Raw genomic sequence first — 21,617 nt, 5'->3', positions numbered from 1 at the left:
CTCTAGCAAATCTCTTTAGCAGCGAAAAAGAAAGCGATTTCATTGCGCGCATTTTCTAGGCTATCGCTGCCATGCACAGCGTTTGCATCAATACTTTGGGCAAAATCTGCACGAATCGTGCCGGGCTTGGCTTCCTTGGGGTTTGTAGCACCCATTAAGTCGCGATTTTTAGCTACGGCATTGTCTCCTTCTAGCACCATTACAACCACCGGACCACTTACCATAAACTCCACAAGATCGTTGAAAAATGGGCGGTCTTTGTGGATCGCATAAAACGCCTGCGCATCGCATTTAGAGAGCTGGAGCTTTTTCATCGCGGCAATTCTTAAGCCATTGCTCTCAAAGCGATCGATGATTTTGCCGATCACGCCCTTTTGCACGGCATCTGGCTTGATGATAGAAAGGGTCTTTTCTGCCATAACTTCTCCTTAGCATAAGTCAAATGTAGTAAATAGAATTTGCGATTATAAGCCCCTAATGCTTAAATAATAATTACTTAAATAATAATCGCGCTAGGCTTGCGATATAATGCGCGGCTTTGATGTGTTAGCTAATCTCAAGGAGAATCTATGGTCATAATCCCAGCGCGCCTTGCTTCCACCCGCTTTCCTAATAAGATTCTAGCAGATATTTTTGGGCTGCCAATGGTGGTAGCAAGTGCGAAAAACGCCGCCAAAGTCGATGAAGTATGCGTAGCGTGCGATGATATAAGCGTGCTAGAGCTATGCAAAAGCCACAAAATCCGCGCTATCCTTACTAGCAAAGATCATCAAAGCGGCACAGATAGATGCTATGAAGCGGCAAAAAAGCTAGGGCTTCCTAGCAGTGAGATTATCATCAACCTCCAAGCTGATGAGCCGTTTTTAGAGCCAGAGATTGTGCAGGCATTGCAGGGCAAAATGGCGCAAGGTGCGTTTATGGCAAGCTGTGCCACGCCTATCACGCAGACCCAAGCCCTTAATCCAAATGTCGTGAAAGTCGTGGTGGATTCTAGTGGGAATGCGCTGTATTTCTCGCGCTCCATTATCCCTTATGATCGCGATGGCAGCACAGATGATAGCAAAATGGATTCTAGCTATCTGGGGCATTTGGGCGTGTATGGATATAGTATGGAGAGTTTGAGAGAGTTTTGCGCCCTGCCGCAGTCTAGGGAGCACTCCCCCCTAGAGCATAGAGAGAAGCTAGAGCAGCTGCGCGCACTTTACTATGGCAAGCGCATTGCTATGGTGCTTGTGGAGACGCAGAGCATAGGGATTGACACACCAGAGGATTTACAAAAAGCACTTGAGAAATTTAGCGCCAGGGCATTTGGGGAATAGTATTTGCTGCAGCTTATGCGACTTTCGCACAAACCGCATGGTAGCTGCATGGCTGGCTGCGTAAATTTGTATTATTAAGGATATGTATGAGAATCTCCCGCCACATTCCTATCATCACCGCGCTTTGTGGAAGTGTGTTGCTTGCTTTTGCGCTCCAAGCCTGCTACAAGCTCCCCACCCCAAGTAAAGATGCCCTGGGTGTGCAAATCTATCGAGGTAAGTCCTCGCTCAAAGATTGCGTCTATATTGCCGAGAGCACAGGTGTAATCAATACCAAAGGTTATGGCGTGAAGCTGCTTGATGCTATAAGCGGTGCAGAGAATGATCTGCGAAACAAAGCTGCGAAATACGGCGGTAATGCTGTGCTTGTGCTGCATACCGAGTCGCGCTACCTAGGGGCGGACTACCAGTTCAAAATGGGGCTAGCAAATGACAACCCTGCTAACAAAATCGATGAATACATTATTTATGGCGAAATCTACCGCTGCAAGTTTTAAGCTGCATTAGTTTTTCTGCACCTTTGATAAGGGTTGCGCTTCTTGTATTGTGCGTGCAAGTCGGCTATTGTCTTTAGTATCTAGGTGTAAGTGTTTGTAGTATCATCAAACTGCTATGGGGATTGGTGCGGTGGCAATCTATGGGCTAGAATCTGGTGCTAAAAGGACCCCAGAGGCATGCACTCAAAGGCTTCTAAATCTCTGCTAGGTATTTTTGATAAGCCCTGCCTCATGCAAGAAAATTGAAGGCTCATAAGCGATGTTTTTTATCTCATCTCTTTTGGCATAGGAGAGATAGAGCTGTGTTTTGGCGCGCGTGATGGCTACATAAAACAGCCTGCGCTCTTCCTCCACGCTACCGCCTTTAGCAATAAGCTTGAGATTAGGGAAGCGTCCTTGCATAAGATCAATGATAAACACAATCCCAAACTCCAGCCCCTTGCTTGCGTGGATTGTGAGGAGATTTACACCGCTGCCTTGCGTATTTTCGTTGCTACTTAGCACCATGGCATTCAAAAATCGCCCTAGATTCTCATACTGCTTGGCGATGTCTTGGAGGAGTAGAAGTTTGCGCTGGATAGCTTCCTTAGCCTGGGTTTTGCGATCAAGATCGAGCGAGCCATCTTTGTTGCGCGCTCTTTTGACACATAGGATTTCTACAATATGTTCATATAGCGGGCTTTTCGCTAGCTTATTGATAAGCTCTCGGGGCTTATTGTGTGTCTCATAGCGCTCAAAAATCGCATAAAATTCATTCAAAAACCGCACGCTATCTGCACTAAGCTTTGGGTGTGCAAGGATAGGGTGCCCTACGAAGCGCCCTTGCGCGATCGTGTCAAACCGCTTAACATCTTGGAGAATGAAAAAATCATCAAATAGCCCTTGCTGGGCGTTTTTCGCACGCTTTTCAAATGCGCGGACACTAGAATCTGGCATAAGCAATCCGCGCTTGGCATTCCCGCCACCTAGCCGAAGTAGCCCTTGATACAGCTCTCTAGCGATAGAATCCCCAATCCCTGCGCCATAGCTCAAGACATGGATATAAGCCATCATATCTTTTGGGTTATAAAGCAGCGAGCAGAGATCTAGCATAAGTGCGACTTCTTTGGCATCAAAAAAACTCACCCCGCCTTTGCGCTTTGTTGGGATATTGAGCTCTCGTAGCAGTGCTTCACAACCATCAGCAGAGGAGTTGTTGCGAAAGATTATGGCGATATCATCAAGCGGGTGGTTGGCGGTTAGGATCTTCTGTGCTACGCCTTGATACTGCTCAAAAAGCGTATTATAGACTAAGAGCTTTGGTGTGATTGGCGTATCGGTATTGACGACTTCAAGCTCTTTGGGGTAGATTCGCTCGTTTTTTTCAATCACACGATTGGCAAGGTCTAGGATATAGCGTGTGGAGCGGTAGTTTTTGCGCAGGGTGAAAACTGCAGAATCCTTATACGCCTGCTGGAAACTCGAGATAATCGAGATATCCGCTCCATTAAAGGCATAAATACTCTGGTCATAATCCCCCACACAAAAGAGGCTTTTGGGGTTTAGTGCGTGGATTACGCTATTTTGCAGGGGGTTTGTGTCTTGATACTCATCGCAGAGGATTTCTTTGTAGGGGCAGGGGGTTTGGCGCATTTCATTTGCGTATTCAATGAGAAGATCGTTGTAGTCCATGTAATTATGGGATTGCTTGAGTGCGCGGTATTCCTCGAAAATCCCCTCATACACATCGATATATGGGCTATGATCGCTGCTTCCACGCGCCCCTAGCCATTCCTCGAAACTCTCGCTATTGCGCGAGTTTAAAAACAGCGAATACAAATCAAACAAATACTCCCCAGAATATGGCGGAGTGCTAGTGAGATTTTGATATACGCGCGATTTAGCGATACTTTTGAAAAGGATTTTTAGCTCTTTTGGCTGCTTTAGTGATATGGCATATTTGTCTTTTAAAAACCGATAGCACACTGCGTGAAAAGTTCCGCATTCGATTTTTTTTGCCACATCGCCAAAGCGCTTAGCCACGCGCGCAATCATTTCCTGGGAGGCTTTGTTGGTAAAGGTTAGTAGGAGAATCTCATGCGCCTCTATGCCGCTTTCTAGCAGATGTGCGATGCGCCCCACGATTGTAGAAGTTTTCCCAGTGCCAGCAGAGGCGATGATGAGATTATGCCCCATGGGCGCGGTGGCTGCTGCGTATTGCTCTTGGTTTAGATTATGCAGTGGCATTATTGCTCGATGCTTTTTATGATCTCATCAATCACCAAATCCACAGGCTTAAATGCGCGCTTTATGACATTGAGCGGGGTTTTGAGAATATCTTGGGCGAGACTGATTTGGGTTTTGGGGTCTTGGAGTGTGCCGCGCAGACTCACTTGTGTGGTAACTTTGCCATCTTTGCCAAGGAGCAGATAGCCTACAATTGGGATTTTATTGAGAATCCCACTTAGGTTTTTGAGTGTGGAGATTGAGAGTCCCATATCCACTTCTTGCGTATCAAGCTCGATGAGACCATTGCCTTCGATGTCCATGGATTTGCCAATGAGATGGATAGATTCCAGCCCGACATATTGGGTATTTAGCGAGAGCTTGATTGTGCCGCTTTTGACTTCATAGCCTTTAGAGCTAAGCCCAGGGCTTCTAAACATCACAAGGGAGGGGATTGTATCAATAAGCCCAATGACATTTTGCACGATTGCAAAGCCTTTGAAGCTGGTGCTTTGCATTTTGATATCGCCATTAAATATATCATTTTTGTAGATTCCACTTAGCTCGAAAAGCCCTCCATCTACGATTTGCCTTCCGATGACGCGGTTTAAAAACTCTCCGCTGAAATTTCCAGCTTTAAAGATTGTATTGCCATGGATAATGTCAATATTGGCGATTCCGTTTTTATAGGTGGCATCTGCACTTATGCGATCGTCGCGGATTTTGGCGTTAAAATCATCAAGCGGAATGGTAACTTCCTTGAAAAATCCTGTAACATTTTGTGCTTCAATGGCGATGATTTTTGGCTTGATATTATGCGTGCGCTCATAGCGACGCTTCGCGCGTAAAAACTCACTTTCAAAGAGAATCTCATCGCTGGTGAATACCGCCTTTTTCTCACTCGAGGTGCTAAATATCTCTTGAATCGCGGGGATTTTGCTCTCTAGTAGTCCATCAATACTCACATCGAGATCTTTAAATCGCGCAAGCGTGGTATTGTCATATAAATCAAGCCTGATAAGCTCATCATCACTACGCACCTGCAGTTTATTATCAACATACTCTCCGCGGAATACAAAATCTTTCACAATTTTTTTGTCTTTGGTTAGCAGGAAGCTTGGATAGTCGTTGATCTGGACTTTGAAGTCGATATCGCGCGCCCCTTTGAGAGCAATATTTGCATTTCCAGATGAGAGTCCAAGATATTGCATGAGCGGGGAGAATGGTGCAAATTTGGCGAAGTTTAGGATATTGGCTTGAATTTCATTTTCAAAGATTTGCATATACACATCAAGCGCTGGGATACTAATGCGCATGGGGTTTTGCGAGAAATCCACATCTACATCGATTTGGGGTAGGTTGTCTTGCGTGGCTTTGAAAATATCGTAGGTAAATTTCTGTTCATCTTGGTATTTGAGTAGGGCGATGATTTTTTCAAGCTTTTCTTGCTCACTCATAGGTTTTGTGAAATCCAGCTCTACGCCATTTGCACGATGGGTTTTTTTCTCTGGGGCGGATTCTGGTGTGTTGCTTTGCATAGTATCTTGTGCAGTGCTTGGAGCAGAATCTAGAGTGGCTTGGGTATCATCTATCTCATCATCTCGCTCATCTTCTTGTGGTTGTTTTGGGTCGGCTTGCTCGTCTTTGGGGTCGATTTGTGTAGATTCTGGGGCTTGGGTAGAATCTGTGAGATCGAGTGTCTGCTCTGTGGGAGCAAGCGAAATGTCAGGCTTTTCAAGCGGGGTAATCGGCTCGCTAGGCGTCTGTGGTGCGTTGGATTCTGGGCTGGTGGAATCCTTAGAATCTGCATCTTGATTGGTAGGATTTGTCGCTGTGGCTTGGGTCGCAGGATCTGGGCTGGATTCTGGTGGGGTAGGTGCTTTTACTTGCGGGGAATGCACTTGTGGCTCGCTGGGTGCTGGTGTGCTTGGCGCGGGAGTGCTAGCGGGAGATTCCAGGGAGGGGGAGTCAAGTGCTGGGGATTTTGACACAGGAGTGTTGGGCGAGTGGGGCTTGCTAGATTCTGGGTGATTTGGCGAGTGTAGCGGTGGAGCTTCTAAAATCTCTTCTAGGTTTATGACCTGCTGGGTGGCGCCTGGCTCTGTGGATTGTGGCGCGGGGGGATTTGTAGCAGAGGTGCTGGAATCTGTGGATATAGATTCTGGCATGCTTGTGGTGTCGTGCGCTCTGCTGTTTGCTGTATCGCTTGCTAGAGTATTTGAGATTTGCACCAAATGCGCCAGCTCTGTGAGCATGCCTGGCTTAGCAAATGGCTGCATACTTGCAAGCTGTCTAATATCGCTTGGCGCGAGATGTGTGGGAAGCGGTTTGTAGGTGCGCACTTCAAGGCTATCGGCGAAATCTCCACCGACTAAATCTCTAGCAAACACCTGTATCAATGCTTTGCCTAGCTCTTGCTCACGACTTGTGGGGTGCTTGGCGTAATGCTGGATAGGTGGATTCTGGTGTGCGCTTTGACTTGGTTTGGCAGATTCTTTGGTGCTTGGTGTGTTTGGCGTGCTAGATTCTGGCACACTAGATTTTGATGTATCTGGCTTAGGGGCAGAATTTAGCCCAGAATCCCCCGCGGAATCTACGCTGGATTTTGGATTGGACTCTGTGGAATGGGGCTGCTTGATGAGCTTTTGGTTGATGTCAGGGTTTGTGCTCACTCGTAGTGAATGCACAAACAAGCTAGTATGCAGCTTTTTTTCTGCAAGGTTTAGGTGGGTTTTGGTATCGATATCAAAGAGATTTTCATACGCAAGATTCTGTGTCCAAACTTCGATTGCGTTTGTGTTTGTTTTGGGGTTGATGTTGATTGCCACAGAGGCGCTTTTGCTTGTGAAGTCCAGCCCTCCAGCCCTTAGCACCGCATTATCAGCATTCAGTCTCCCATCAAAGCCGACATGAACCTCCTGGGCAAAGGGAATCGTGATAGCAAGATCAGCTTTCATATCCGCCATGATGCGTTCAATTGGTAGCTTCACGCCATAAAATCCAAGTAAATCCTGCAATGCTTGCGTGTAGCGTAGTGCGCCAGAATGTGCCAGGATAGAGAGTGTAGGCACAGAATCCACAAACGAAAATGCCAGACTAGAGCCTTGCAGATCAATAGATTCTAGCGCTGGTTTTTCAAGCTCGAGCATGGCTTGGGCTTTTTGCACTTGGATTTTGGCATGCTGCGCGCTAAAGGGCGCTAGGCTTGGGTGAAGCTTGTATGCAGGGGATTGTATAGTGAGGGTGAGATTGGTGTTTTCTAGCAGGGTTTTGACAAATCGTTTCTCGCTTAGTGTGATGTCAAAGCTTGCGCGCTCGAGTGTCAAATGTTTAAATTCTAGTGCGTTAAATAGCCATGTATCAAGTGCTGGGAGTAGGGTGCTTGCATGCTCTGTGATCAGCTCACGCACAAAGCCTAGATCCGTGATTTGTGAGCTTTTGGCGCGCAGCAACAGGCGTTTAAAATCGCTTGAGCCTTGCACAAAAAGCTTTGGCGCAGGGGTGTTGCTCGATGAGATTTTGGTGCTTTGGGCTTTTGTATCTTTGGCGCTCGATATAGACTCCATAGGCTCTGCCCCAGAATCCATGGAGTCCAAAAACCCATCAGCCCCCAGGGCATTTGCTAGCGCAGAATTCATAGGCGAAATCGAAAGCCCAAAGCTTGCTTGCTTGTTGGTGTTTGAGTAGATGATTTTGCCAGCAATCTCCATATCTGGATCAAGCAGCCGTAAGCGCTTAATATCAAGCCCGATAGCGTTTTTTTCGTTTTGCACATCAAAGGTGGCTTGGAGCTTGGGAAAAGAGAGCGAGTAATGCGCGCCATCATAGATGACACTTGCTACATGCTCATCGCTTAAGATGATTCTCTCGATGCGTAGATTCTCAAAATACGCTAATCCCCAGAGCGCGTATTTCACATAGTCGTTTATCTGCTGGAAGTCTAGCGCGGCGCTTGGCTTGGCGCTTTGTTTGGAAGAGCTCTTGCTCATGGCTTTGATGAGGTCAATCTCTTTGATTTCTAAGATGAATTTGTTGTTTAGTTTTAGATACAATCCGCGGACTTGAATGTCAGCAAAGCGCAATGAGTCGATACTAATGCCATTTGAGAGAATCCTAAACCCACCAAAAAGGACAAACAAGGTGACAAAAAGAATGATAAATGCGCTTAGCGCTTTTTTAGACGGGGCTTTTCTCATTATTTTTATATTCTTTTTCTACTTGGGGTTGCCTATGGTAAGTCCTTCCAAAATCACGCTCCCACAGGGATCAATCACCGCGATTATAGCATATCTCTCCAAAAATGGCTTAGATATTAACCAGCTGGATAAATACATTTTGCGCGCACTTGGCAAGCCACAAAGTGGCGAAATCGACATTAGCTATCTTATGAAAAAGCCCCAGAATCTAGCTCCAGAATCTAGTGCAGTAGGTGGATTTGGTGGATTGAGCGTGTCGGGCTCTTTGGGCATTATCACCAAAGGCGACTTTCTCTATGCGCTCACTTCTGCTAAAGCTGCACAAGAGAGTATCACGCTAATCCCAGGGGAGACGATGTATTATTTCATCAAAGACATCACCGCGCAGCTGCGCTTAAATGAGCAGAAGCTCTGGGAAGCCTACAAGGCTCTCGCACCTTATGAAGAGGGTGTCATCTTGCCAGATACTTATAAAATCCACGCAAACCCAACCGAACAAACGCTGATGACGCTGCTGGTGCGCTCATCACTAGAAAAACACCAGAATCTTGCTAGGCAATACCTAGGGAGCTATGATGAGAAGCAGTGGTTTAAGCATATCGCCATGGCTTCTATTATCCAAAAAGAAGCTGCCAATACGCAAGAAATGCCAATCATTGCAGCTGTCATTTATAATCGCATAAAAATCAATATGCCTTTGCAAATGGACGGCTCGCTAAACTATGGGCAATATTCGCATGCCAAGGTTACACCAGATCGCATACGCAACGACAAATCCCCCTATAATACTTACCTGTATAAGGGGATTCCGCCACTGCCCGTGGGGAGTGTGAGCATAGAAGCGATACGCGCGGTGTTTGAGCCTGCAGATGTGGAGTATCTCTTTTTCGTGCGCAACAAAAATGGCACACACTCATTTAGCAAGACATTCAAGGAACATAGGGAGAATTTCGATAAATAAGCCCTAGATTCTAGTCGCACTACCTAACATAATAAGGAGCTTACATGCAAGCATATACAAACGACCTACACATTACAAAAGATCTCCACTTCGCCTCAGATTTTGGGCAAGTGGCGTATGATCTTTATGAACCTGCAAAAGTGGATTCTAGTCCCATAATTATCCAAATCGCTCACGGAATGATCGAGCATAAAGACCGCTATGAGTGGCTTGCACGCGAGCTGGCGAGCCATGGCTACATCGTCGCAGCCAGCGATCATCGCGGACATGGGCAAAGTATCAATGCTGAGCATGGGATTGGGCTTGGGAGTATGGGGGAGGACGGATTCTCGCGTGCGAGCTATGATCTCTATAAGCTCACTTGCCTGCTTAAAGACCAATACCCAGGCGCTAGAGTCGTGCTCCTAGGGCACTCCATGGGATCGCTACTCTCGCGCCGCTATGCCTCACTCTATAGCGAGGCGCTCTCTGGGCTTATCCTTAGCGGATCGCCAGCATTTGACGAGAATCTGGGCTATGGGATTATGCTTACAAAGATTCTGCGATTTTTTGGGGCAAAAACCTTTGGGCAGAAGTTTTTGACCAAAACACTTTTTGGCGGATTTGATAAGCATTTTAAACGCGATACGCAGTTTGCTCCGCAGTGCTGGCTCTGCTCAGATCCAGCGGTGGTGCAGGCATATCGTGATGATCCTAAGTGTAGTTTTATGTTTGATATTGAGAGCTTTTTGTATTTGTTTTTGGGCATGCAAGAAGTCTATGGCGAGTATCCAACTATCAAAAACCCGACCCTCCCGATTCTCTTTGTCAGCGGGAGCGATGATGCTAGCGGGCAGTTTGGCAGCGGCGTGCAAGCGGCGTGCAAGCACCTTGAAGCACAGGGGTTTAGTGATGTGGGGATTTTGCTCTATAAAGGCGCACGCCATGAGATTCTCAATGAGCCTATAAAGCCTCAAGTCCTAGCAGATATCTTGCTTTGGCTTACTTCCAAAGGTTTGCAGGCAGAATCTACCACAAAGGAGGCGTAAGTATAATGACCTGGCATGTGAGGATTCTTGGGCTTGCTGCATGTGTCGCTTTTGGTAAGTTTGCGCAGGCTGGTGCGATTTGTGAGTATAAAATCCACCAAGCCAAATCGGGGCTTGAAGCCTATGAGAACAAACCAAACCCCAACCAAAAAAAGCTTCAAGAAGCGCGCGCTGAACTAGAATCGCTACTAAAGCATTGCGATGATGAGGAGATTTTAGGAGAAGTGCGCGCAAATATCGCTGCGACAAAATCTAGGCTTGATCAGGCAAATGTCGCGCTTGCACAAGTTAAAGAGATGAACGGGGGAATGAATGATAGGGCTGCTTTGCAGCAAGCACTCTTAGCGCAGAAAATCGCCCAAGCCCAATACATCGCCGCCCGCCAAGAAGAGCTACGACTTAAAGACTTGCTAAAGCCTCTACCTAAGCCTTAGACTGATTGCTTCTGGCGCAACCTTGTTTGTTTGCGCCAGAATTTGTTGCCAGAATCTATTTGTGTTACTTGCCATTGATCCACGCATTTATGAGTTTGTAGGCTCTAGTATCAGCCCTTTTGCTAAACTCACTTATAGCAGCGGCACGATCTTTCGCATATCTGTCATCAAAGCTGCCGCTATAAATGCTATTGCCGTGGCAGTCTAGCAGCTCTAGCTCAAGTGCTACTTGATTATTATCATAATCGCCATCAATGAGTAAATCGACCTTGACAACAGAAGCGCGCCCATCATTTGCACCTAGCACCTTAAAAAACTTGCTAAACTCTTTACTTAGCTTGCTTTGTAGGATTCTAGCTTCGCTAAAGCTCTCTCCATACTCAATCACTGCAGTTGGCTTCTCTAGGAGCATTTTATTTAGCTCGGCGATTTTGACATCGCCTATGCTACTGCCACCAGAGGCATTCAGCACATCGCGGTAGTGTATCGCTCTATCAAGTGCGCTTTGCAGCTCTCTTTGGTGCTTTGGATTAAGGCTACAAGTAGCATCATAGGAGATAGATTCTAGGGCTTGGCGTTGCTTTTGCGTGTAGCTCTTTATAAGATCACTCTTGCGGATTCTCACTTCTGCGCTCCAGCCATTGCCCTCTTGCCTTGTTTCAAAAAACTTCTCCACATCTAAATCAATATCTTTAGATATGGCACTTGTGTTTAGCTTCGCGCTTGTTGTAAGCGTGCTATCGCTTCGCACTTTGCTTGACTCATAGCTTGAGCTAACGCTTATTGGCACTTGGCTTGAAATATCGTGCAAGGCGTTGCGCTTGGCTTCTGCTTCTGTGAGTCCAACTCCCTTGCCTATGAGTAGATCCTGCCCTAGTGGGTTTGTGGCACCATAAGCAAGCCCCACAAACGCCACGCATATAAGCAGCCACTTCATACGCATTCCTAGTTAGCTGGCGCAGTTAGGATAGACTGCAGCATAGAGTCTGTCGCTGTATCGATATATTTGCGATATTTTTCTTCGGCATTTTTATCCATTTGTAGCAGCACCCAATACTCATCTTTATCACCCACAAAGGCTTCTTTCTGTGAAGTGCCGGGCAGTTTGTTTGCCGCGCCTTGTTTAAGCTGATTGAGCGAGTTTGTAACCCTTTGGTGATTCATTTTATTGCCATCTCCTAGCTGGCTGCTAGATTGTATAGTTTTCTCATACTTACTATCTACATAGGCATAGATTTTTAGAATCATACTTTGTCTAGCAGCCGCCATAGCTTCCTGTCTAGCAAAGTCCAAGTCTCCGCCTACAATCGGCGCACTTCCTACTGCTTCAAAGTCTCCTACACTTCCAGACTTGCCTAGCACCCACGCAGGCGCACCTTTTAGCCCGTGTTTTTCTTGTGCTTGCTTGCCGATACCACCGCTAGCACAGCCTACAATGCCTAATCCAGCAACCGCTACAACACTTGCTAATACAATACTTTTAATTTTCATTTTTGCTCCTTTATTTTGTAACTTTAGTGATTGGTTCTTGCCTGCTCCAAACTCTCAAGCCGGTTTGGAGATTTGTCAGCCTGAATGACAAGACATAGTCTCGTTTTTCTGTCTTGTTATTGAGCCTGGTTACCTTTTCGGTTATTTTTCCTTCCAGCGTGAAATCTGCCAATCTTCTACTTCCCTTTTCTGCGACATAGCGCTGGTCTATCTCTTCGTCATCTCTGGCATTTTTATGCAGATCCTTACGCGCGCTTACGCGACCTCCACTTCCAGCATAGAAGCTTGTAATTTGATATTTCTTAGCGTTTTGTAGGTCTGTAGTAATCATCTCGGTTAGTTGCTCAACATCAAAATCCTGCATAGTGTCATTGATAACTTCACCTACTTCTAGGACTTCGCTACCATCAGCATTTGCGCCATAAGTTTCTAGGAAGTTATCCACAAGCTTTTTGGCGCTCATTTCTAAGTCATGGTAATCCAGCCCTTTGCTTACATATTCCCTGCTACTAGAATCTACATAGGAAGTAGTTTTCCCACCGCAGCCGATAAACAACACCGCGCAAAGCGCGGCGGCACATAACTTTAGCGTGTTATTCATTTACTGCTCCTTGATGATTTGTGCATTTACCGGAGCATTTGCGCTTGTCGCTCGCAGCACTAGGATATTGTTTTTATCCGCGCAGAGAGATTCTAGCGAGCCGCTTTTATCCCCGCAAGTCTCTAGTTTGGCGTTAAAGATTTCTTTGCCATCGCCTTTTACGCTGATTTCATCGCCTGTATTTGGGATAGAGACTGCTAGATATTGCTTAGGAAGTGTGCTGATAGAATCTACTATCTTTGGCTGCATAAGCGCATCGGTAGCTGCATCAGCTGCCACTTTTGTCCCCACAGCTCCTAGTGCGCCAAATTTAGAAGCAGCAGCTTCAGTAGCGAGTGCTTTTGCTACGCTAATAGATAAGCCTTGTAAAATCGATAGAGTCACCGCCATTTTCGCACCTGCTTGGAGCTCATTTGCTGCCACAGCATCTAGGCTGCTAAGAAGCTTGATAGACTCTCCATTTGCACTATAGCTGCCAAACGCACTCTTGCCTTCTTCAAGCTTCGGTATATAGAAAGTAAAATCTAGTGGCGCACTAAGCCCAACCGCTGCACTTATCAAAATACCAATGGCAGGATCTAGTTTATAAGGCTCTTTCCACTTAGCAGCGATAGAGCCATCTTCGATTAAGATCCAGGTGCGCTTTTGTGTATCACCACTTGCCATTAGCGCGAAGTCTTTGTTTAAAATCTCATTATTTTCTACAACTTTGTCAATCTGTTTGTAGAGATTCTCTGCCTTTGGTCTATCGCCCTCTATCATCGCTGATAGCGCGCTTACATAAGTTACATAGGTTTATACTTCTCATACTCTTTAGAGACTTTATATTTAGCACTAATTTGTGAAATCTGCCCTTCTAGCTTATCAAGTGGCACTTTTTCTGGGATTTTTGCCTTTAAGTCTTCTGCTTGCTTTTGCTGCTTTTCTATCTTTTTGGCAAATGTCTCTTTTGCCTGATTTTGCTTATCGTGTGCGCGGTTTAGTGCTGGGCGAGCCTTTTGCACATCATCTTGGCTGCCATAGTTATACGCAGTGTATAAATCTAGCAGCACGCTCTCATACACATAGGGGTTGTAGCCTGTGCTTATGAGCTTTTCTTGCGCTTTTTCTATGCCTTCATCTGCGCTTTTTAGCAGCTTTGCTGCTTCTTTGCTATCACCTAGCCAAAACGCATTCACACCACTTTGGTAGTCCCATAGCACACCCTTGCCACCTTTAGCGATTTTGAGCGCCTCTTCTTTGTCTCCTGTGTAGAACGCCTGATTAAACTCTGCCATATTGACCTTGCCGCCGCAAGCACCTAGCAGCAGTGCCGCACACACGCTAAGACCAACGCCTAAAGCACCTTGTAACGCAACTTTTGTCTTCATTTACATCCTTTCTTTTTCTTTTCAAGCCTATTTCTAGGGAACTTGAATTGCAATATTGTCGTTTTTTTTTTTTTTAATTTTTGCTTAAGCGATTGTGGCACGGCTGAAATAGCAACATTGTCTTATGGCATGCTCTATCTACCTAAAATCTAAACCTTAAAAAAATATACTATGGTGTTTATCAACAATTTTTGCACAGATTTTATGTGGATTTATTATCAAACTGCAAAAGTGGCATTATTTTTGCTGGTGATGTGGCAATCAATTCACAAGGAATGGCGATGAGGCTAAGGAAGCTAGTGTTTGTTTGCTTGGGTGTGGGACTCCTGTATGGGGCAGACCTCAAGCTCAATGATGCTCCAGCAAACTCATTTCAAGATGCTTTTGCACGCGGGCTTATCTACGGACATGCTGGGCTACTTTTCCAGCAGTCGATTGACAAAGCTCCCACCTATGGTGATATTAACCTAAGTCTGGGCTATGAGTCGCGGCGGTATCTGGGCTATAAATTTGGTGCGGAGCTGTGGCTTATCCCCAAGCTCTATGAGGGGCAGAGAGATGACTTCCGCAAGGCACAGACTTATTTCGAAGCTCCACAGCTCTATGCTGACTACTATAATCAATACGAGCGTTTTGGCGGGACAATCGGGCGGTTTCGCATCGATGAAGACTGGATTACGCATTTTAATGAGGGGCTTTTCCTAAAATACGAGCAAATCCCAAATCTCTCACTCGCTTTTTCATGGTCGCTGCGCAATGCCTATATCACGCCATTTTTCTCACAGAATTATAAAGTGTTTGGCGAGTATCAAAGTGGCAAGGTTGGCAAATGGACGGGAGGGGCATTCTACCTGCGTGCTAATATCATGATCCCTCAAGCACCCATTACGCTTACGCCCTATATCTATCTTGTGCCAGATTTTTTCGTCGCTCCGGGGCTTAGGGGTGAGCTAAATCTCCCTATCACGAAAAATGTGTTATTTAAGGGGATTATCCATCTCACTTCCTATGTCGAGCTAAACGAACAGCGCAAAGCGCTTAATAGTGGCGGTGGCGGAGTCATCTGGACAGAGGGGGGAATTGATTGGGCAGGTATGCGTATAGGGGCTGGGATTATCAACACCCCAAAAGGTGGTGCGATTTATATCGATGGCTTTGGGCAAAAAACGCCATTTGAGCGTGCGGATGGGATATTCTACTATAATGCAATTACACCCTATGCCTACATTTCGGCAAATCTCTGGAAATACGCTAGTTTGTATGGAGCGTTTCGCACGAGTATTATTGGTGCCCAGAGCGTGCTAAACTGGGAAGCACGAATGGATATTATGCCGATACAAAATGTCCGCATGGGTATCAGCGCATTGGGCATGAGTAATCCCACCCAAGCTCCCTCGAGATTTGGTCAAAACATGGGGAGTTACATGATTTTCCGCGGCTATGTGGAGTATCATTTCTAGTATTTTAGATTCTGCTAGAATCTAAAATACTCTAAGCTAGTGAAATCCCTGTTATAAATAAAGCTTAATAAAAGCAAATACCAGGTAAAATCGCGGCATTTTTTACAAAGGCGATAGAGATGTTGAAAGTTTTGGAAGATATTGAAGATAATGGCGAGTTCGCCAAAATGCTCGCAGAAAGCGAGAGCAAAGGAGAATCTGGACAGATAAAAACAGGGCGCGTCATCGCTGTGCAAGAAGATAGGATTCTTGTAGATGTGGGCGAGAAGGTCGAGGGATCATTGAGTATAAGTGAGGTTATCGACAAGGACAAGAATAATCCTTTTAAAGTGGGCGATGAAATTGTGGTGTTTGTTTCTAGCGGTAGGGGAGAGCGCCCGAGCGTATCGTATAAAAAGGCGATAAAGCTTGCTAATATCGAGCAGAAAATCAAAGATCTAGGTAGCGATTTCAAAGACAAAGTCATAGAGGGTAAGATTATCCGCAAAAACAAAGGTGGGTATATTATAGAGGCAGATGGCGTGGATTATTTCATGCCGCGTGCGATGGCAGCACTCAAAGATTCTGCTAAAAACATTGGGCAAACTATTCGGGCATGTATTATTGATGTGCGTCCAGATGAGCACTCTATCGTCGTCTCCCGCAAGAGATTTTTTGAGATTGATGATGTCCAGCAGGCAGAGGGCGTGAAAAAACTCCTTGAAAAGCGCGATCAAGTGCTACAAGGTGTGGTTCGAGGCACGGCAAGTTTTGGGATTTTTGTCGAGGTTGATGGTGTGAAAGGGCTTGTGCATTACACAGAAATCAGCCACCGAGGTCCGGTCAATACGACAAAACATTACAAAGAGGGCGATAGCGTCTCGCTTAAGGTTGTTGGCTATGATGAGGAGAAAAAGCGCCTATCTTTCTCCATAAAAGCAGCCACACAAGATCCATGGCAAGAAGTGCAAAAAGAGCTTAAAAAGGGTTACACAATAAAAGTCGTTGTCAGCAATATCGAGGCGTATGGAGCATTTGTTGATATTGGTAATGATGTGGAAGGATTCTTGCATATCTCTGAGATCTCATGGGATAAAAACATCAAGCACCCTGGGGATTTCCTAAAGGTGGGCGATGAAATCGATGTGGAAGTCATTGAAATCGATCCTACAAACCGCCGCCTACGCGTTTCGCTTAAAAGTCTTCTTGAAAAGCCTTTTGATAACTTTGCTAAACAGCATAAGGCAAATGACATTATTAAAGGTAAAGTCGCTACGCTTACGGATTTTGGTGCGTTTGTGAATCTGGGCGAAGTCGATGGGCTACTGCATAATGAAGATGCGTTTTGGGATAAAGGCACGAAATGTAAAGATGTCTTTAAAGTGGGTGAAGAGATTGAAGTGCGTATTATTAAAATCGATAATACAAATCAGCGAATATCTCTTAGTAAAAAAGCCCTGGAAGAATCCCCAGCAGAAAAATTTGGCAAAGCGCATAAAGTCGATGATATCGTCAAAGGCAAGGTGATTGACTGCAAAGATTTTGGAGTGTTTATTGATGTTGATGGTATGGACGCGCTTATTCGCAACGAAGATCTCTATCCGCTGAAAAAAGAAGAGATTGAGCAGGGTGCGGAGATTGAGTGTGTGATTGTATCAATCGATAAGCAGAGCAATCGCGTGCGCGTGTCTGTGCGAAAACTAGAGAAGCAGAAGCAAAAAGAAGAAATCCAAGCATTCAACAGCGCTGATGACAAAATGACGCTTGGCGATAAGCTTAAAGGCAAAATCTAACATCACAGAGTGAGGTCATGGGCGCGAAATCTATTTGGATAGTCCTTATTGCGAGTGTGTTTGTGGGGGGGAGTATTGGCTGGCTCTTGCACTATAAAAGTGAAGTTTTGTCTAAAGAGCTTGTGTTTGATTTCTTGACAGATGCGCCTGTGGCAAAAGCTCCAATCCCCACCAAAGAAAACTGGCTTGATAACCTTAAGCACTTCAACAAAGCCTATTCCTATCCAGCCCAAGAGTTTGAAGCATTTGTGGATTTTGTCGATCCTGTGATCAAAGATGTGCCACAGAAACTTTTCATCTCGGCGGTAGATGAGTATTTATTCTTCTGTCTCAATGAAATTTTCAAACAGAAAAATATCGAGTTTGCTTATAGTAAAAACACCAATTCTATTGATTTGGTTGTCTATATTCCCAAAGAGTATCTCAAAGCCCAGAATCTTATCCAAGAGCTGCAGTATTATGAGATACCCTACACCTATTAGTTTAAGGAGTTGATGATGTATAGGATAGTCGTATGTGATCATATCCACCAAAAGGGCTTAGATATGCTCTCCTCCCAGAGCGATATAGCTATGCTAAATCTCGCCACACTCCCTAAAGATGAGCTGCTAAAGTCCTTGCATAATGCTGATGTGGCTATCACGCGTAGCTCCACGAGTGTGGGAGAAGAGTTTCTTGCAAATGTTCCAAACCTCAAAGCGATCGTGCGTGCGGGCGTTGGCGTGGATAATGTCGATATTGATGCGTGCTCTAAGCAAGGGATTGTAGTGATGAATGTTCCTACTGCAAACACCATCGCTGCTGTCGAACTCACTATGACACATATCCTAAGTGCGATACGAAATTTTCCTGGTGCAAATGCTCAACTCAAAGTCGAGCGAAAATGGAAGCGCGAGGATTGGTATGGCACAGAGTTAAAGGGCAAGCGTGTGGGCGTGATTGGATTTGGGAATATCGGCTCGCGCGTGGGAATCCGCTGCAAGGCATTCGAGGCGGAAGTGCTTGCCTATGATCCCTATATCCATCCATCAAAAGCTATCAATGCAGGGGCTAGCTATGTGAAAGATTTTGATGAGATTTTGCATTGCGATATCATCACGATTCATACGCCTAAAAATGCAGAGACCAAGAATATGATCACTGCTAAAGAAATTGCCAAAATGAAAGATGGAGTGATTCTTATCAACTGCGCGCGTGGCGGACTTTATAATGAGCAGGATTTATATGATGGGCTTGTGAGTGGGAAAATCCGCTGGGCGGGGATTGATGTGTTTGAAAAAGAGCCTGGCACGACTTGTAAGCTTTTGGATTTGCCAAATGTCTATGTTACCCCTCATATTGGTGCTAATACCCTAGAATCCCAGGAGGAAATTGCCAAGCAAGCAGCTCAAGCTGCTATGGAGGCTGCGCGCGGGATCTCCTACCCAAATGCGCTCAATCTCCCCTCCAATACTGCCCAGATTCCAGCATTTGTCGCGCAATACACAGAACTCACACAAAAGCTTGGCTTTCTCTGCTCCCAGCTTGATAAAAGCGTGCTAAATTCTCTTGAGATTACTGCGCAGGGTGAGATTAGCAAATATGTGGATTCTCTTGAAACCTATGCGGTTGTAGGCGTGCTTAAACCCTCGCTTGATGATAAGATAAACTATATCAATGCGCCATTTATTGCCCAGGATCGTGGGATCAAAATCCAAAAAACAGCACTCGAGGGTTCAAAAACTTATAAAAACCTTATCACTCTTACTGCGCGCACGAATAATGGCAGCATCAGTGTCTCTGGCACGGTATTTGATGATAATATTATCCGCGTGAGTGCTATCAATGAATTTGAAGTGCTCATTGAGCCAAAAGGGCGCATGCTGCTATTTAAAAACACTGATGTCCCCGGAGTGATTGGCAGTGTGGGGCAGATTCTGGGCAAACATCAAATCAATATTGCAGACTTCCGTCTCGCGCGCAATACCAAAAAAGAAGCCCTTGCAGTAATCCTTGTGGATAATATGGTTTCTGCAGAGGTTTTGCAGGAGCTTTCTGGTATTAGTGCGTGTATTTCGTTGCAAATGGTTGTGATCTAGCGGTATGTGATGTAACTCACAAGGGATAAAGGCAAGGGAGAATAAGCGATGACACAAGAAGAGCTCGATGCGTTGATGAGTGGGGAGGATTCTGGACTGCAGGATATTGACTCGCTAGATTCTAGCCAAGCAGGTGTAGGGGTAGATGAGGGGGCAGGCGAAGAGGCTGGGGAGATGAGATTCGATCCCAACGACTTCCGTGTCCATGCTGCCAAAAGCTGGCCACCGCCTCCACCAGACAAGGATCATAAGGTTGTTCATCAGCTAGATGATGTTACGCGCGATACGGAGGTTAAAGCAGGCGAGGTGTTCGATCAGCTAGATATCATCAGCTCAAATGCAGAATCCATTGTCAAATCTACTAAAAAAATGAAAGAATATTTTGTCGCGCAAGAAGAGCTTTTTACAAAGCTTACCGAGCATTTCTTGCATGTGGAGAGTTTTAAACATGCACTAGAATCCACCCAGGCTATGCGCAAAGAAGTCGCAGCAATTACAGATAGTGCAAATAACTGCTCAGATGCAATTTTGCAGGCGATGGATATCATGCAGTTCCAGGATATTAACCGCCAACGCATTGAGCGTGTCATCAATGTCATGCGTGCGCTCGCGCAGTATATGAACTCGCTTTTTGAAAGTAAAATTGAAGACAGCAAGCGAGTCGCCTCTGCGGTGTATATCACAGGTGATAATAATCCAAATATCGCAGATGCCGAGGATATTGAAAATCTCATCGCTTCATTTGGACAGAAAAAATAGCCCAAATCTGCCTAAATACAGAATCTGTGAATCAAGCAAAGGCAATAAGAAAGGAATAGAGCAAAGCATGGGTAGTAGCATGGATAAAAAAGTGCAGATTCTCTCTCCTGCAGGCAATCTTGCTAAGCTAAAAATCGCGCTCGCCTATGGCGCAGATGCGGTCTATGGTGGAGTGAGCCACTTTTCGCTACGCACGAGAGCGGGAAAAGAGTTTAGCTATGAGGATTTCGCAGAGGGTGTGCGATATGCCCATGCATTGGGGAAAAAGGTCTTTGTAACCATAAATGGATTTCCCTTCAATAACCAGCTAAAGCTCCTAGAATCTCATATTCTAAAAATGGCAGATCTAGCTCCTGATGCATTTATTGTCGCCGCACCGGGTGTTGTAAGATTGGCTAAAAAGCTCGTCCCACAAATCCCAATCCATCTCTCCACCCAGGCTAATGTCCTTAATGTGCTTGATGCAGAAGTTTTTTATGAAATGGGCGTGAAGCGTATCGTCGCCGCACGCGAGCTTAGTCTAAAAGATGCTAGAGAGATTAAAAAGCATTTGCCGGATTTGGAGCTAGAGATTTTTGTGCATGGGAGCATGTGCTTTGCTTTTTCTGGGCGCTGCCTTATCTCTGCATTGCAGTCTGGGCGCGTGCCAAATCGCGGGAGCTGCGCGAATGACTGCCGATTTGATTATGAGTATTTCGTGCGCGATGAGGCAAGCGATAGCCTTGTCAAATTTAATGGCAAGGAACTATTTGTCAAAAACCCGGACAATGGCGTGATGATGAGGCTTGAAGAGCAAGAGGGGCTAGGCACACATATCTTTAATTCTAAGGATTTAAATCTAAGCGCACATATTAAGGAGATTTTAGATTCTGGCGCAGTAGATGCACTTAAGATTGAGGGACGCACGAAATCACATTACTACGCGGCAATCACAGCTAGAGCCTATCGTGCTGCTGTTGATGACTATTATAGAGGGGAGTTAGATTCTAGTTTTTACGCATTTGAGCTAAATACTTTGAAAAATCGTGGCTTCACTAATGGATATATCATCAGCCGACCTTATGAGAAAAATACCACGCAAAATCATTTGACTGCCATAAGTGAGGGCAGTTACCAGGTCAATGCCGAAGTGCTAGAGGGGGGCGAGTTTGCGCTCTGTAAGCATACTATTCGAGTGGGAGAATCCAAAGAAATTGTGTTGCCTTTTGGTGCGCATGTGGAGTGTGGTCAAAGTGAGCTAGGGGAGATTTATGAGGAGGAGATAGAGCAGGGTGGGCAAAAGCGTTTGGTAAAGAAAATGCGCTTTGATAAGATTCTAACCCAAGATGGCAAAGAGCTAGAATCTATCCATAGCGGCAATGTCAATGCTTTCAAGCTCCCGTTGCCTCTACCGCCTTTTAGCTTTTTGCGTCAAGAGATTGTAGAGTAAGCGCCAACGACTCTGGC

General features: G+C 45.5%; 19 protein-coding genes. 11 read left to right on the top strand and 8 right to left on the bottom strand.

Annotated elements, in window-relative coordinates:
- Window positions 1-2 precede the first annotated feature (2 nt).
- Window positions 3-419, bottom strand: coding sequence for a nucleoside-diphosphate kinase (gene ndk, locus Q0171_RS07080; protein ID WP_299328253.1), 417 nt, complete (start codon window positions 417-419; stop codon window positions 3-5).
- 150 nt (window positions 420-569) lie between these two features.
- Between ndk and kdsB the strand changes: the two genes are divergently transcribed.
- Window positions 570-1,319 carry a 3-deoxy-manno-octulosonate cytidylyltransferase gene (gene kdsB / locus Q0171_RS07075; RefSeq protein ID WP_299328249.1) on the top strand — a complete coding sequence of 250 codons (750 nt, stop codon included), beginning with the start codon at window positions 570-572 and terminating at the stop codon, window positions 1,317-1,319.
- An 86-nt stretch (window positions 1,320-1,405) separates the two neighbouring features.
- Window positions 1,406-1,816, top strand: coding sequence for a DUF4156 domain-containing protein (locus Q0171_RS07070; RefSeq protein WP_299328247.1), 411 nt, complete (start codon window positions 1,406-1,408; stop codon window positions 1,814-1,816).
- Window positions 1,817-2,020: 204 nt separating this feature from the next.
- On the opposite strand, the gene Q0171_RS07065 is transcribed toward Q0171_RS07070, so the two are convergent.
- Together Q0171_RS07065 and Q0171_RS07060 are read right to left on the bottom strand one after the other, a co-directional pair.
- The gene (locus Q0171_RS07065) at window positions 2,021-4,042 is read right to left on the bottom strand and encodes an ATP-dependent helicase (protein WP_299328245.1); all 2,022 of its coding nucleotides are present in this window, start codon (window positions 4,040-4,042) and stop codon (window positions 2,021-2,023) included.
- Window positions 4,042-8,217, bottom strand: a complete 4,176-nt coding sequence (locus tag Q0171_RS07060; RefSeq protein ID WP_299328242.1) for an AsmA-like C-terminal domain-containing protein — start codon at window positions 8,215-8,217, stop codon at window positions 4,042-4,044. Before Q0171_RS07060 ends, Q0171_RS07065 begins: the two co-directional genes overlap by 1 nt.
- 34 nt (window positions 8,218-8,251) lie before the next feature.
- Between Q0171_RS07060 and mltG the strand changes: the two genes are divergently transcribed.
- From mltG to Q0171_RS07045, 3 genes are read left to right on the top strand one after another with little or no spacing between them, the layout of a single operon-like run.
- Window positions 8,252-9,178: an endolytic transglycosylase MltG gene (gene mltG, locus Q0171_RS07055; protein ID WP_299328239.1), complete on the top strand. Its 927-nt coding sequence runs from the start codon at window positions 8,252-8,254 to the stop codon at window positions 9,176-9,178.
- Window positions 9,179-9,222: 44 nt separating this feature from the next.
- Window positions 9,223-10,206, top strand: a complete 984-nt coding sequence (locus Q0171_RS07050) for an alpha/beta fold hydrolase (protein WP_299328237.1) — start codon at window positions 9,223-9,225, stop codon at window positions 10,204-10,206.
- Window positions 10,207-10,211: 5 nt separating this feature from the next.
- Window positions 10,212-10,640: a hypothetical protein gene (locus Q0171_RS07045; protein WP_299328234.1), complete on the top strand. Its 429-nt coding sequence runs from the start codon at window positions 10,212-10,214 to the stop codon at window positions 10,638-10,640.
- Between the two features lie 64 nt (window positions 10,641-10,704).
- On the opposite strand, the gene Q0171_RS07040 is transcribed toward Q0171_RS07045, so the two are convergent.
- The 5 genes from Q0171_RS07040 to Q0171_RS07020 are packed head-to-tail and all read right to left on the bottom strand — an operon-like array spanning window position 10,705 to window position 14,102.
- On the bottom strand, window positions 10,705-11,577 hold the full coding sequence (locus Q0171_RS07040) for a hypothetical protein (protein ID WP_299328231.1): 873 nt from the start codon (window positions 11,575-11,577) through the stop codon (window positions 10,705-10,707).
- A gap of 8 nt (window positions 11,578-11,585) precedes the next feature.
- Entirely contained in the window at window positions 11,586-12,131 is a 546-nt protein-coding gene (locus tag Q0171_RS07035) for an LPP20 family lipoprotein (RefSeq protein ID WP_299328229.1), read from the bottom strand.
- 10 nt (window positions 12,132-12,141) lie between these two features.
- The gene (locus Q0171_RS07030) at window positions 12,142-12,732 is read right to left on the bottom strand and encodes a hypothetical protein (protein WP_299328226.1); all 591 of its coding nucleotides are present in this window, start codon (window positions 12,730-12,732) and stop codon (window positions 12,142-12,144) included.
- On the bottom strand, window positions 12,733-13,494 hold the full coding sequence (locus tag Q0171_RS07025) for a hypothetical protein (protein WP_299328223.1): 762 nt from the start codon (window positions 13,492-13,494) through the stop codon (window positions 12,733-12,735). It abuts the gene before it with no gap.
- A 23-nt stretch (window positions 13,495-13,517) separates the two neighbouring features.
- The gene (locus tag Q0171_RS07020) at window positions 13,518-14,102 is read right to left on the bottom strand and encodes a hypothetical protein (RefSeq protein WP_299328220.1); all 585 of its coding nucleotides are present in this window, start codon (window positions 14,100-14,102) and stop codon (window positions 13,518-13,520) included.
- A 281-nt stretch (window positions 14,103-14,383) separates the two neighbouring features.
- Between Q0171_RS07020 and Q0171_RS07015 the strand changes: the two genes are divergently transcribed.
- From Q0171_RS07015 to Q0171_RS06990, 6 genes are all read left to right on the top strand, one after another.
- Window positions 14,384-15,562, top strand: coding sequence for an outer membrane family protein (locus Q0171_RS07015; RefSeq protein WP_299328217.1), 1,179 nt, complete (start codon window positions 14,384-14,386; stop codon window positions 15,560-15,562).
- Window positions 15,563-15,681: 119 nt separating this feature from the next.
- Window positions 15,682-17,334 carry a 30S ribosomal protein S1 gene (locus Q0171_RS07010; RefSeq protein WP_299328214.1) on the top strand — a complete coding sequence of 551 codons (1,653 nt, stop codon included), beginning with the start codon at window positions 15,682-15,684 and terminating at the stop codon, window positions 17,332-17,334.
- A 17-nt stretch (window positions 17,335-17,351) separates the two neighbouring features.
- Window positions 17,352-17,816 carry a hypothetical protein gene (locus Q0171_RS07005; protein WP_299328211.1) on the top strand — a complete coding sequence of 155 codons (465 nt, stop codon included), beginning with the start codon at window positions 17,352-17,354 and terminating at the stop codon, window positions 17,814-17,816.
- A 15-nt stretch (window positions 17,817-17,831) separates the two neighbouring features.
- Window positions 17,832-19,412: a phosphoglycerate dehydrogenase gene (gene serA / locus Q0171_RS07000; RefSeq protein ID WP_299328342.1), complete on the top strand. Its 1,581-nt coding sequence runs from the start codon at window positions 17,832-17,834 to the stop codon at window positions 19,410-19,412.
- 48 nt (window positions 19,413-19,460) lie between these two features.
- On the top strand, window positions 19,461-20,171 hold the full coding sequence (locus Q0171_RS06995; protein ID WP_299328208.1) for a chemotaxis protein: 711 nt from the start codon (window positions 19,461-19,463) through the stop codon (window positions 20,169-20,171).
- A gap of 79 nt (window positions 20,172-20,250) precedes the next feature.
- Entirely contained in the window at window positions 20,251-21,600 is a 1,350-nt protein-coding gene (locus Q0171_RS06990; RefSeq protein WP_299328339.1) for a peptidase U32 family protein, read from the top strand.
- Window positions 21,601-21,617: the final 17 nt, after the last annotated feature.

The sequence above is a fragment of the uncultured Helicobacter sp. genome (assembly GCF_937906905.1).
GTDB lineage: Bacteria > Campylobacterota > Campylobacteria > Campylobacterales > Helicobacteraceae > Helicobacter_B.
The sequence above is the reverse complement of the archived record's forward strand: the minus strand, read 5'-3'. Positions and strand labels throughout refer to the sequence as shown.